The organism is Vibrio lamellibrachiae, assembly GCF_050337265.1.
Taxonomy (GTDB): Bacteria; Pseudomonadota; Gammaproteobacteria; order Enterobacterales; family Vibrionaceae; genus Vibrio; species Vibrio kyushuensis.
The window spans coordinates 430,851-443,300 of the sequence record NZ_JAKJSU010000006.1 but is presented as its reverse complement, the minus strand read 5'-3'; the positions used below and the strand labels follow the sequence as shown (position 1 = coordinate 443,300).

The following is a 12,450-nucleotide window of genomic DNA, read 5'->3' as shown; positions in this document are numbered from 1 at the left end:
ACTATTCTTTGTCACTCTTCCCGTCTAGATATTCCAATCATTAGAGTGATACACAATGCAAAAAAGCACCTTACCTTTCACATTACTACTCTCCTTTGTAACACCCGCTACCTCCTTAGCCGGAGATCACCTCATTGAGTTTAAATCGGAAAGAAGAGGAAGTGATTTTCAACGCCATTTCGCTGAGCTGCATAGTGCTTGGGGTCAACAAGGGATTGGCATATTTAACACGACACTAGAGCTAAATGGCACCACCACCCAACTTGGAACCGTCACAAATATACACCCCGGATTTAGCTATCTAATGCCAATATCAGAGGACCTATTCATTGGACCGGCTGCAAAATACAACTACATTGCGGGAAAAAAAGATGCCATTAAGGCTGGGGTTGCATTCGCTTATATGGGTTTTGATAGCGTTCAATTGGGCGGCCAGGTGCGTTATGACCACCAACTTGGTCATAGCAGCTTTGACTTAGTTCGCTCTGACCTACTCGTTAGTTTTCCTATCAGCCAAGATATATACCTTTCAACAACCTCCACCAACATGAATCCAGTAGAGGGAAATAACGGTTCATGGCAAGAATATGAATTCGAGTTTAAATACAGTGGTTTTGAGAAAATTCACCCTTATATTGGCACCACTATTACCACTGATAATGATCCGTTAGGCAAAGGGGACAATGCCATTATTGCTGGTTTCTATGTTCCATTTAATTAAGACTAACGGCAGTAGACGCCTACTAGCATAACTATCTAGAGCACTATCCAGTGCTTTTTACATTAATTCTAAGATGTACTTGTAGAAAGCTAGCTAAGACAATATGAGAGTCACTTTTGTTGGAGCTGGGTAAGCCGGTCTATCGAATGCGGTATTACTAGCAACAAACAATTTGGTTACTTTGCTCGATATCGACGAAGAGAACATACAACAACTTCAATGCAAGCTCAGCCCAATAGCCGATGCTGAGCCGCGAGCGTTTGATTCGTTCAGTCTTATAGTCTCATCAATCTTACTTAGCGAGTGCTTTCTGAATAAAAGACTCGATCGCATCTGGTTTAGTGGTAGGTGCAAAACGTTTAATCGGCTGACCATCTTTACCCACTAAGAACTTAGTAAAATTCCACTTGATGCGTTGACCTAATACACCCGGTAGTTGCTGCTTAAGATAGACAAACAGTGGATGTGTATTGTCGCCATTGACCTCAATTTTTTCACTGATGGTAAAATCGACCCCATAATTAATCAGGCATCCACCGCTGATTTCCGCAGCATCTCCCGGCTCTTGCTGACCAAATTGATTACACGGACAACCTAGAATGACTAAGCCCTGATCAGAGTATTGTTCATGTAGCTTTTGTAGCCCTTCATATTGCGGTGTTAATCCACATTGGCTAGCTGTATTTACGATCAACACCACCTTACCTTTGAACTCGCTAAGGTTCAGTTCTTTGCCTTGAAGTGTATTGATCGATTGCAGATAAAAATCACTCATATTGAATTCCCTCTCATTGATGACCTCAACTATCGAGCTCAATTAATTTCTTCGCCCAACAATCTCGATTTCTGGTTATTTAGTAAGATTAGTCAGTAACTCTTCACAATCTTTTTTCAACTGCTTCAAGGTCTCGATATCCATTTTAGACGTACACATCATTTTGTCGGGGATGTCCTTGGCTTGCTCCCGCAACTGTATCCCTTGTTCGGTAACGGAAACAATCCGAATACGCTCATCTTCCAAACTACGAGTTCGAGTGACGTATCCTTTCCCTTCCAAACGTTTGACTAAAGGCGTCAACGTACCTGAGTCCAAGCGCATCTTGTTTCCCAGTTGTTTAATATTGATTGTCTCTTCTTCCCACAACACCATCATCGCTATGTATTGTAAGTAAGTAAGATCAAGCGCTTTCAGTAGTGGCTGATACGCGCGCCCCATCGCATTAGACGCACTATACAGTGCAAAGCAGACCTGATTGTCTAAATGAAGATTGCCATCTGTGTTTGATTTATCCATCACGCTCGCCCAAACAATAAAACTCAATTGTGCACAATATACTTGCGCTCTCCCAGTTTTTCAATTAGTATCACCTCAAACAAAATTGTGCGCAATTTAATTTTACGCAATTTAATTACTCTACACCGAACACATAGAATTGAAGGAAACAAATTATGACTACTCTTTACACAACTTCAGCGACAGCATTGTCAGGTCGTAACGGTCAAGTAAGCACTAACGACAACAAACTATCACTAGCGTTGAGCTATCCAAAAGAGATGGGCGGAACTGGTGAAGCTACTAACCCAGAGCAGTTATTTGCTGCGGGTTACTCAGCGTGTTTTTCAAATGCGATTTTACACGTAGCTCGTGAAACAAAGGTCACGGTTAAGTCTGCACCAACAACAGCAACAGTCGGTATTGGCCCAAATGAAAATGGCGGCTTTGCTTTAACAGTAAGCCTATCTATAGAGCTTGAGTTAGACCAAGAACAAGCCGTGCAACTCGTTAAAACGGCTCATCAAGTATGCCCCTACTCAAACGCAGTTCGCGGTAACATCGATGTGAAACTTTCTGTTAACGGTGTCGCGCTTTAATAGTATTTGAGCTGAAATGGGAGAACAGGCGCTACGGGGAATTTTGTGGCAAGCAATTCAGTTCGACTTTTACAAACATAAGACTAAATCAAAGTTCAAGTAGCCCTATTATCTGGTTCTGATTATTTTTCAGTCAGAACCAGATTAACAATGTCTATCGCGTATTCCTTTCTTTCAATACTTCACTCTCACCCCAATAAAATATCATTATTGGGTGATGCTACTTCTGTTCGAGCGCTAAAAGTTTCACACCAAACGCGATAAAGACGGTGCCTGTAATACCTTTTAGAATTCGTTGAATCGACTCACTTTTCGAAACCACGGTAATACGTGATAGAAGCATAATCACTGAAGAGAACCAAAGAAGATTGATTGCGGAATGGATGGTGACAAGTAGAAATGCATAGGCAATGGCGTATTCACCAGTAGGAATGAATTGGGGAAATGCCGCAAGGTAAAACATCGACACTTTTGGGTTAAGTGCGTTGGTTAAGAAGCCTTCAAAAAATGACTTCTTCAACCCCTTCCCTGTATGCTTGTTTTCACGTTGCCCACTATCTCTGTTACTAACCTCCCTGCCCTTTTGCTCCAATTCTGAAGAAATATTCGATCGTGAAAGTGCCCCCATCAAAGACTTAATGCCAATCCAAGACAAATAGCATGCTCCGAGCACTTTAACGATGAAAAAAGCTTCCGACGACTTTGTTAATAGTGCAGAGATGCCCAAGATAGACAAAGCACCATGCAGATAAAAAGCGGTCAGAAAACCCACCACATTAGAAAAACCCGCTTGTTTACCAGAAGTTGGAACTGTTTTCGCAATCAGTAACCCATTTGGCCCTGGTGATACAACCAATAGTAAAGCGACAAACGAAAAGCCCACTATTTGAATATAATCCATCGTCACTCTCCTTTATTCACCTCACTATTAACACCAAACCGAATTCAATCCGTGAAAAGCTTCAGCAAGACTGGCTTGGAAACGAAATTTCTAAAACAAGGCACTCTTGGTCGCATAGAAATGGACCATGAACTTCACCAGGAGGCCGACTGGCATAGTCGCCAGCTTCAAGCCAAATGCCAAATGCCTTGTCATATAAACGGCCCGATATGATATAAATCTCTTCCGGATAATCATGCGACTTTCCACCAAACTCGCTGGTATCAGCTCCTGACTTAAATCGAGTGAGTCGAGTGTAATCTCCATTCAATTCATCCATAGCGAGAGTTAATTGTTCGATCTCGCCATTGGTACCTTCTAGCGTTTCCCACTTATCTTTATTCGCTGTGGTCAATACATTCCAGTATTCGACAGTACTTTTACTCATTCACCAATCCCTGTATTACGCCATTATTCATTACAATTTTATAACACTACTCGCACGACAGAGCTATCATACATTCGTGTCTATTTTGATTTGAAGTAAATACAGAAACGCACTATGCCCCGATAAGCCTTGAATAAACATGTTCATATGCAATAGCCAACGATACATAAACCAATAGCGCCGCCATGAGGTAGTTGAAAACTCGAAAGTAGGTTGGGTTTTCCAAGCGCTTACCAAGAACACGCCCTGCGAGCGAATAACTGGTTGGCGCACCAAACGCCAAGAAAGCCAGTATCAGCGACCAAAAAAGGATTGCACCACCTGAGATGCCCGCACTTGGAAATTGAATAGTCGCCACAGGAAGTGTTGCCACTAGAGCTTTAGGGTTGAGTAACTGCATAAACAACCCATCTTTAAAGCTGAGGGATTTCTGTTCTTTTGACTGGCCGCTTAAAGAGACGTTAGCTCTTACTACCTTCCAAGCGATATAAAGGATGTAACTGCATCCGGCCAAGCTTATAAAAGGCAGCACCTGCGGGTTAATGACGTTAAGCCCAACATAACCAAGAAAAACAAATAGAGTGAACATCGCGCACCCTACGCCAATGAAAAAGCCGATGTGGGTCCGAGTTCGATTGTTTAAACCTGTGTGTAATCCCAATAAATTAATTGGTCCGGGCGTGTACATTACGCCAATCGCGTAGGCAAATATCTCTGACATGAGTAACTCCGTAAATAGAAATGCAGCAAGTTCTAGCGGATAGCTAGCGATTCCACTGCAATTGAAATTGCTTTGGTGTCATACCAAATACTTGCTTAAAGTTACGATTGAGATGGCTGGCATCTGCAAAACCCGAACCTATTGCCGCTTGAGTAGCGCTTAGTCCGGTGAGTAACCCTTTACGAGCATGATTAATACGACAGCTCAAAACGTATTGGTGTGGAGTAATGCCAAATTGAGCGCGAAACATTCGAATAAAGTGGTACTTAGACATATTGGCGGCAGCGGCAATGCGATCAATGGAGATATCATTTCCAAGGTTAGCCATGATGTAATCTTTCGCCCTTATTAACAGGGTATCGGTACGAGACCGTGGCGCTGATAAATCTAAGCTACCATGATGCCGAACCATCGTTTGAGCCAATAAATACAGGCGAGATTCGTATTCAATCTGAGTGTATTTCGGCGATCTAAGCAGTGTCGACATAGACCAAACTTGGTGGCGAAGGATCGGGTCATCAAACAAAGTATGTTCTAATCTAAGTGTACTTTTTGAAGTATAGCCAAGCGTCTGAAAGACCGGCGTTATTTCATCAGGATGGATATATAGCATGACGTATTCAAGGTTCTGTTCAACGCCAGAATGACCGTCATGGACATCTTCAGGGTTAAACAGCATCACGCCTCCGGGTGGGCTCTTATGAAAAGCGTTCCGACAGAAGAAGTCTTGTCGCCCTTGAAGCGTCAACCCAATGGAGTATTCCTCATGAGCATGCTTGGAGTAAGTAAAATCACTCATCGTTGCACTGAGCATTCCGACCTTGTCGACCTGCACATTGCTTGTAAATTGAAAGTGATTCCCTGTTTCCACTCTGATTCCCTATTGAGTATTTACACTGTGTGACATTATCTTGGCACACTATAGGAAACTACCGATAAGAAAACTTGAACAAAATTGCGCGATTTCATTTGAAGTATAACTAAAGAGGACCAATCAATAACGAAGAGCTCAATAGAGGTTACCGTAAACCACCCTAGAAAATGGGTTTAGCCCCATTAACAAGTAATAAGTAATAAGTAATAAGTAATAAGTAATCGGCAGCAAACAAAAAAGCCCACTCATTTACTACGTTGTCGTAATAAACAAGTGAGCCTTTTATTCTCAACTCATGCTATTCATGTCGATTGAAAGCTTACTGTTAGCCCTTCACCGCGCCAGACGTCAGCCCTGCAATTAACTGGCGAGAACTGATAGCAAACAAAATCATCAGTGGAAGTACCGCTACGGCAATGCCTGTGAACATGGCTCCATAAGGAATAAGTGCTGTACTACCTTGCAGTGAACGTAGAGCCAATGGCAGTGTAAACATCTCCATGTCGTTCATAATAACAAGGGGGCCCATGAAGTTGTTCCATTGACCGATGAACGTCACTAGACCTAGTGTTCCCAACGCTGGTGTAATTAGAGGAATGATGATTCTAAAGAAGATAGAGAACTCACCACAGCCATCCATACGCGCCGCTTCAATCAACTCTCTTGGTATTGCAGAACTGATGTATTGACGCATTAGGAAGATACCCATCGCACCGACCGCCATTGGAATGTAAAGCGCTTTCGGTGTATTCATCCAACCTAACCAAGACATGATGAGCGCCGTTGGAATCATGCTTAAGAACGCAGGTAGCATCATGGTCGCCATCACGAACACGAACAAACGGTTCTTATGCTTAAACTCAAACATCGCAAAAGCGTACCCTGCCAATGAACAAAACAGTAAGTTCAAGATGGTGGTAATAAGGGCTATGTAGAATGACCAACCTAAGTTCTTCCAAAAGTGCGGAAGATAACCAATAAGAGCGTTCATATTCACGCCCAATTGATCGCCAAACCACATTGGTGGTGGAACAGAAAGGATCGCTTGGTTGTCATGAGTGGCGAAGATGAAGATGAAGTAAAATGGAATCAACATCATCAGCGCACCCATGATGACAAAGCCATACGCGACAAGCTCACTAAGTGTAAATTTGATTTTCATGATTAGCTCTCGCTCTCTTTGTCAGCAAAGATTTTGTTGTTACCCCATGTAAGGGCCGCAATGATTAAGAATAAGAACCAAGATATTGCTGATGCCGTACCAAAGTCACCGTCTTGGAATGCGGTGATGTACATGTGCATTGCTGCGGATTTCGCCGCTTGGTCAATCCCGCCCGTACCATCAGTAATGATGAACGGTTCTTCAAAGATCTGTAGGCTACCAATAATTGAAAGTGTTACAGCAAAGAACATCATTGGCTTCAGCATTGGCAGTGTTATGTAGAAGAACTGCTTAAGCTTGGTTGCGCCATCAATCGTTGCTGCTTCGTAGAGGTCTTTCGGAATTGTCTGCATCGCTGATAAGTACAAGATTGTATTCCAACCGACATAACGCCAGAACACGACGAATGAAACCATCGTTTTGGTGTATTCAGGCTGATTCCAATCGATATTTTCCGTTGGGAATAGAATCGCAAACGGTTGGAAATCACCAATGCTGATGGTACCGATTGAGGTCAGCATCATATTGATCAAGCCATAATCTCGCGAGAATAGCGTGGTAAAGATCATCGCTACCGCTACGGTTGACGTGATGTACGGCAGGAAATACAAACCCATGATCGTATTACGACCACGTTTAAAGGCGGTATGAATAAAGAACGCCAAAGGAATAGCCACTAAGTGTTGTGGAATCCCTGAAGCCAATGCCATCCAGAACGTGTTGTATAGAGAGGTATGGAACCAGTCATCTCCAAGGGTAAAGATATAGTTCTCTAACCCTACCCACTCCATTGCACCAAACCCTGCTGCAGGCTCCCAGTAATGGAACGATAGAAACAGAGAGAACAACATTGGAAATAAACCAAAAATTGCAAATACGATAAAGAACGGGCTAATGAATACATACGGTATCCACTTGTGGCTATTGGCCTTTAGCTTCTCTATCCGAGAGACAGGTTCTACTGGCTCACTTTTCGTCATCATAGTCTCGGACATGATTACCCCTGCACATTGCCAGTGATTGTCAAACCTTCCAGGTCAAACAGGTGTGTACGGTTCAAGTCAAAGTGAAGTTCAACCTGTTGATTTTCTAGGCTTTCTAATTCCGTTGGCGACTCAACTTCGGCAAGTACTTTTTGCCCTGCAACAGAACAATGAAGATGGTAATTAGAACCTAGCAGTTCAACCATATTAACGGTCGCGGTTAAGGTGCCAATATTGTCAGACTGAACCGTTTGAGGGTTAAGGTAGAAGTCACTCGGGCGAATGCCATATTCAATATCGAGTGTTGGCAAACTGTGCGCTTTATTTAACGTAACAGATTGCTCACCGACGGTAACAACCGTGTCGTCAGTTGACGTTGCTCTTGCAGATAGGATGTTCATCTCTGGTGCACCAATAAATGTAGCGACGAATTTAGAGCAAGGAGACTCAAAGATTTCTTTTGGTGTACCCACTTGTGAAACATAACCGTCTTTTAAAATGACAACTCGGTCAGCTAGGCTCATCGCTTCAACCTGATCGTGGGTTACATATAATGTGGTGGTCTTGATTTTCTTATGCATCGCTTTAATTTCAGCGCGCATGGTTCCACGAAGTTTTGTATCAAGGTTTGATAAAGGCTCATCGAATAAGAAGACAGATGGCACTCGAACCATCGCACGTCCCATGGCAACACGTTGTCTTTGACCACCAGACAATGCTTTCGGGTAACGTTTTAACAATGGTGTTAATTCTAAAGATTCCGCGACTTCTTTAACGTGCTGCGCAATGACTTCTTTTTTAACGCCCGCCATTTTCATTGGAAATCCAATGTTTTTCTCTACCGTCATGTGCGGGTATAGTGCGTAGCTTTGGAATACCATCGCGGTGTCGCGATCTTTCGGGTGAAGATCATTCACTAAACGGTCACCAATTCGAATATCTCCCGAAGTAATCTCTTCTAAACCAGCAAGCATGCGAAGTGTCGTTGATTTTCCACAGCCAGATGGACCAAGGAAAACCACAAACTCACCATCATCAATATGAAGATCGAATTGCTTAACTACTTGCGTTTGACCGTACGCTTTTTTAACGTTTTCGAAAGTAACGGAACTCATTATTTGTACCTTTAGAAAAGTGGAACTTGCTAGCGATAAAGGCGGCTACAAGAGTCGTAGCCGCAAAGTTTATTCAATTATTAATTAACGACGAGCACGACGTTTGATCAGTTTAGCGGCATCAGACAACGCTTTATCGATGTCGACATCGTGGTTGATGACCTTTTCAAAGGCGTCATCAATGATACGCTCAGCAATTGGATCATGACGGTGAGCTGAAATTGCAGGGATACGTTCTGCAGATTCACGCCAGATCAAGCGAGCTTTTTGATTACCCAAAATAGCCATCTCTTCGTTCATTTCAGGCGCTTGTTGCGCTTCAACAGAAGAAGGGAATGTACCGAACTCAAGTGCAGCAATTTGTGTTTCTACGCGATCAGACATGTATTTGATGAATGTCCACGCTTCTTCTTTATGCTCAGCTCTAGCGGGAATAGATAAGAACGTACCGCCCCAGCTTGCATATGTACCACCAGGAAGTTGCGCAGTACGCCAGTAATCGGTATCTGGAGAAATGAAGTCACGAATATGACCTACAAACCAAGAACCGAACATTTGCGTCGCAATATCACCACGACGTAAGCCTTCGTTCCACTCTGTACTCCATTGGTTTACTTCTGCAGACAGATCATTATCAAACAGCTCTTTACCAACACGGAAAGCCTCTTTAAAACGGTCACTTTCAACTAAGATTTTATTATCTTCACCAAAGTAAACCGACTCACCTTCACTTAAACCGCTTCGAAGTACAATTTTCATTGCTGTCGAGGCGTTATCAACGATGTAGCTACCGTTGTTCTCTTTGAGCTTTTTGCCCATTTCAATGAAGCTATCCCAATCTTTTAGCATCTCTTCAGCAGAGACACCTGCTGATTCCAATACGTCAGAGCGGTAAAAGATAGTACCTGGGCCGATATCAACAGGAATCGCCGCTTGCTCACCTCGGTTGTTCTTACCTAGAGGCACAGTAAACGGTGAGAATTTCTCAGCAAAATTAGCCGCGTTATACGGCGCTTGATTCAAGTCTTCTAAGCCACCGCCGTTAGCCAATCGACCAATGTAACCAACCTCAAGAGCCGCAACATCAGGGACATTAGCGCCTGTAGAAAGTGAGGTAGTAAGCGCTGTATGGTGATCTTGGAACGACAGCGATCTTAGATTTATTTTGATATGCGGATATTGTTTTTCAAAATCAGGCGTAATCAAGCGAACAACTTGATCGTAATTAGCAAACGCGGCGACATTAAGTGTCACTTGTTCTTCAGCCAAAGCAGCCGTAGAGAGCAGAGCTGCAACGATGGCGCCAGACACAGTGCTTAATTGTAGTTTTTTCATGCCTATCCTTATTTTTGTAGAGTATTCGGCTTTAACGCCGTATTAGTTATTAGTTACTTGTTATTAAGAGAATCAACAGAAGTAATCGTCATGTCAGTAAAGTGGACAGGCCCTAATGAGTTATAGAAACCCACCCCACCACATTTGAATGTTTCTGGCATAGCAGCGTCTTTAACACTAAAGGTATCGACACCATTTATTGAACATTCAAAATGGTCGCCTATTGCTTTCACTTCAAACTCGTAAGCATTGTGCGGTTGCCATGCAAAAGGAGCGACGGCGATGATACGGGATTCTCCGAACGATTCATGCATCAAAATAGCGGTGTCATCTTTTGTCAGTTCTATGCGGTAATAACGAGTCAGACCAAGGTAACGAATGATTGGGCCAAAGGCGTTTTTCGTTTGTGGAACTAAGCGAATGTTCAGTTCATAGTCTTCAAAATCTTTGCTACCAAATGCGAACACACCAGGGTCTGTTATGTCATCGTTGACGAGGCGGTAGATATCTTGGTTATCGAACTTGATTTTAGTGTCCATCGTATTGATGAAACTGCTTTCCCAAATCTCATGGTGCGGTGTTTTATCAAAGCCAATCGCTTGAGTTGGTGTCCCCGTCCAATCAAGCTGGTGAAGTTTAACCTGACCGTGTTGGGAACTTTCTGTCGTGCTTGTGATGTTAATTCCAACATTAGCGATCATTTGGAAATCAGCGGTAGGAATAGTCCATTGAATCGTATTGCGCTCACCAGCGTTTAACCGCACTGGCTTACTTGAAACTGTCGTGATGTTTAGCGCTGTGTCATACATTTCGATAAACAGACAAGCATCAACGTCAGCATTCGCTTCTTTGGTAAGTTCAAGCTCCGCGACTACGTCTTGACCGGGGTAAAGCGTTGGGCTGCCAACAACGTGGTAAGAAGATTCGTTAACCTTGCACTCTTTATCAGTGTGGGTCGCTGTTTTCACTTTTAGCGGAACACCAGAGATCAGGTTTTGATAGTCAATTGTCAGTGCGTTTTCAGAGTTAGATAACAAAGCTGTTCGAACATGGTTATGTTTATTATCTAACTGAAACCCTTGCACGGCACCTGGTAGCGAGAAATGGAATCGTGGCTTGCGAGGTAGTGTATCGCCAGTATGCCAACGAACAATCAACTCCATCATCTTATCCGCTTCACGAAGTGCGTCTGAGATGTGTTCATGAATATGTGCAGTAGGAAGTAAGATACGGTCAGCAACAGGGCCACGCCAGTCATAGCCATCATTAATACTGTCTAGGTCTAAACGAATACCATTGATACAACCCACATTGGCCGCGTTACAATCTGTGTCCCAACCCGCTGTGTTAACAATCATCATCGCTTTATGGAAATTGTCTTGTCCGTAAAGTAGTGAAAGGATGATTAGCCCATGATTAGGGACAACGTGACAGGTACCATCAAACTTATCGTAGCCGTACTTTTCGCGAAGTTGGGTGAAAGCGTAACGCCAATCTTGTGGGTTTTCACTGTGCCACTGACGTACATCAGCAATCACTTTTGGGATAATGCTGTCTTTACTTATGTGGCTTAAAGCTGAATCAATCAGAGTATTTAAGTTAGTTTCGTTAAATGCTAAGGATTCGATGACTGCAATAACAATGGCAGCATCGACAGAAGCACCATCATGACTCACTAAACCCGCTTCACGAGCCATATTGGCTGCTTTATCCGGCATATTTGGGTTTAACATTCCCCAACCATCAATGAATATTTGAGCACCTATCTGCTCTGCAACGGTCTGTCCGTTCGTTTCTATAGAACCGCTTTTCGGCGCTGGAATGCCATTCTTAAGGTTCTGCCAAGCAGTATGCTCTGTCGACTGACCATACCCACCCCACCAAAGGACGGTTTTTCCTTTGATTAAGATATCTAGCCAAGATTGGCCGACATGGACGGAAGAGAAGTCTTTACGGAACAAGTGATCTTCTAGCGCATGGGTAAACATGAAAGTACCCGTGATATCATCATCGCTACAGATTAATGGGTGATTTACTTGTTCGTTTACATAGCAGTTAATATCACCAAAGGTTTTATTAATTTGATTATAATCCCAACCTTCGAAAGGTCGCCCAACATATACACCGACAATTTTACCTAGTATTCCAGAATATATTTTACGGTATAAATCTTCGCTATACATCTTATCTCCAACACTATTAACAATAATATTACTTTATAATTCACGAAGTACTGTATGACTTCTCATCTGATCCGGATGATACAGAGTTCCCCCCCTACAAATTGTGATCAAAGCACTGAAAGTGATTCTTGCCTACTTTCCAATCACGAAAATAAA

The 12,450-nt window shown here is 42.9% G+C and carries 13 protein-coding genes; 2 read left to right on the top strand and 11 right to left on the bottom strand.

Annotated features, from left to right (window positions below; all coding sequences use genetic code 11):
* The first annotated feature begins 55 nt into the window (after positions 1-55).
* Positions 56-721 (top strand): hypothetical protein, encoded by a 666-nt coding sequence (locus L4C54_RS11160; RefSeq protein WP_428808227.1) that lies wholly within the window; start codon positions 56-58, stop codon positions 719-721.
* A 292-nt stretch (positions 722-1,013) separates the two neighbouring features.
* On the opposite strand, the gene L4C54_RS11155 is transcribed toward L4C54_RS11160, so the two are convergent.
* Both L4C54_RS11155 and ohrR read right to left on the bottom strand, forming a co-directional pair.
* A complete protein-coding gene (locus L4C54_RS11155; protein ID WP_428808226.1) occupies positions 1,014-1,496 on the bottom strand; it encodes a glutathione peroxidase in 483 nt (160 codons plus the stop codon).
* A 75-nt stretch (positions 1,497-1,571) separates the two neighbouring features.
* Complete coding sequence (gene ohrR / locus L4C54_RS11150) at positions 1,572-2,015, bottom strand: transcriptional regulator OhrR (RefSeq protein ID WP_428808225.1); 444 nt, start codon at positions 2,013-2,015, stop codon at positions 1,572-1,574.
* A gap of 155 nt (positions 2,016-2,170) precedes the next feature.
* Here ohrR and ohr point away from each other — a divergent pair, with 155 nt between their 5' ends.
* Positions 2,171-2,593, top strand: coding sequence for an organic hydroperoxide reductase Ohr (ohr, locus tag L4C54_RS11145; protein ID WP_428808224.1), 423 nt, complete (start codon positions 2,171-2,173; stop codon positions 2,591-2,593).
* Positions 2,594-2,813: 220 nt separating this feature from the next.
* Here the strand turns inward: ohr and L4C54_RS11140 are convergent, their stop codons facing one another.
* The 9 genes from L4C54_RS11140 to L4C54_RS11100 all read right to left on the bottom strand — a co-directional run bounded on the left by L4C54_RS11140 (position 2,814) and on the right by L4C54_RS11100 (position 12,294).
* A complete protein-coding gene (locus L4C54_RS11140; RefSeq protein WP_428808223.1) occupies positions 2,814-3,494 on the bottom strand; it encodes a LysE family translocator in 681 nt (226 codons plus the stop codon).
* Positions 3,495-3,555: 61 nt separating this feature from the next.
* Positions 3,556-3,921 carry a cupin domain-containing protein gene (locus tag L4C54_RS11135; RefSeq protein ID WP_428808222.1) on the bottom strand — a complete coding sequence of 122 codons (366 nt, stop codon included), beginning with the start codon at positions 3,919-3,921 and terminating at the stop codon, positions 3,556-3,558.
* Between the two features lie 112 nt (positions 3,922-4,033).
* A complete protein-coding gene (locus L4C54_RS11130) occupies positions 4,034-4,642 on the bottom strand; it encodes a LysE family translocator (protein ID WP_428808221.1) in 609 nt (202 codons plus the stop codon).
* Positions 4,643-4,685: 43 nt separating this feature from the next.
* Positions 4,686-5,513: a helix-turn-helix domain-containing protein gene (locus tag L4C54_RS11125; protein ID WP_428808220.1), complete on the bottom strand. Its 828-nt coding sequence runs from the start codon at positions 5,511-5,513 to the stop codon at positions 4,686-4,688.
* Between the two features lie 328 nt (positions 5,514-5,841).
* Positions 5,842-6,678 carry a carbohydrate ABC transporter permease gene (locus tag L4C54_RS11120; protein WP_428802257.1) on the bottom strand — a complete coding sequence of 279 codons (837 nt, stop codon included), beginning with the start codon at positions 6,676-6,678 and terminating at the stop codon, positions 5,842-5,844.
* Between the two features lie 2 nt (positions 6,679-6,680).
* Entirely contained in the window at positions 6,681-7,673 is a 993-nt protein-coding gene (locus L4C54_RS11115) for a carbohydrate ABC transporter permease (protein ID WP_428808219.1), read from the bottom strand.
* Between the two features lie 2 nt (positions 7,674-7,675).
* Entirely contained in the window at positions 7,676-8,776 is a 1,101-nt protein-coding gene (locus tag L4C54_RS11110) for an ABC transporter ATP-binding protein (RefSeq protein WP_428808218.1), read from the bottom strand.
* 84 nt (positions 8,777-8,860) lie between these two features.
* Positions 8,861-10,111 carry an ABC transporter substrate-binding protein gene (locus L4C54_RS11105; protein WP_428808217.1) on the bottom strand — a complete coding sequence of 417 codons (1,251 nt, stop codon included), beginning with the start codon at positions 10,109-10,111 and terminating at the stop codon, positions 8,861-8,863.
* Positions 10,112-10,164: 53 nt separating this feature from the next.
* A complete protein-coding gene (locus L4C54_RS11100; RefSeq protein ID WP_428808216.1) occupies positions 10,165-12,294 on the bottom strand; it encodes an ADP-ribosylglycohydrolase family protein in 2,130 nt (709 codons plus the stop codon).
* Positions 12,295-12,450: the final 156 nt, after the last annotated feature.

Bases quoted from the DNA above. Each gene is read 5' to 3' on its own strand.
- L4C54_RS11160 (WP_428808227.1), top strand. From the start codon at position 56: ATGCAAAAAAGCACCTTACCTTTCACATTACTACTCTCCTTTGTAACA.
- L4C54_RS11155 (WP_428808226.1), bottom strand. From the start codon at position 1,496: ATGAGTGATTTTTATCTGCAATCGATCAATACACTTCAAGGCAAAGAA.
- ohrR (WP_428808225.1), bottom strand. From the start codon at position 2,015: ATGGATAAATCAAACACAGATGGCAATCTTCATTTAGACAATCAGGTC.
- ohr (WP_428808224.1), top strand. From the start codon at position 2,171: ATGACTACTCTTTACACAACTTCAGCGACAGCATTGTCAGGTCGTAAC.
- L4C54_RS11140 (WP_428808223.1), bottom strand. From the start codon at position 3,494: ATGGATTATATTCAAATAGTGGGCTTTTCGTTTGTCGCTTTACTATTG.
- L4C54_RS11135 (WP_428808222.1), bottom strand. From the start codon at position 3,921: ATGAGTAAAAGTACTGTCGAATACTGGAATGTATTGACCACAGCGAAT.
- L4C54_RS11130 (WP_428808221.1), bottom strand. From the start codon at position 4,642: ATGTCAGAGATATTTGCCTACGCGATTGGCGTAATGTACACGCCCGGA.
- L4C54_RS11120 (WP_428802257.1), bottom strand. From the start codon at position 6,678: ATGAAAATCAAATTTACACTTAGTGAGCTTGTCGCGTATGGCTTTGTC.
- L4C54_RS11115 (WP_428808219.1), bottom strand. From the start codon at position 7,673: ATGTCCGAGACTATGATGACGAAAAGTGAGCCAGTAGAACCTGTCTCT.
- L4C54_RS11110 (WP_428808218.1), bottom strand. From the start codon at position 8,776: ATGAGTTCCGTTACTTTCGAAAACGTTAAAAAAGCGTACGGTCAAACG.
- L4C54_RS11105 (WP_428808217.1), bottom strand. From the start codon at position 10,111: ATGAAAAAACTACAATTAAGCACTGTGTCTGGCGCCATCGTTGCAGCT.
- L4C54_RS11100 (WP_428808216.1), bottom strand. From the start codon at position 12,294: ATGTATAGCGAAGATTTATACCGTAAAATATATTCTGGAATACTAGGT.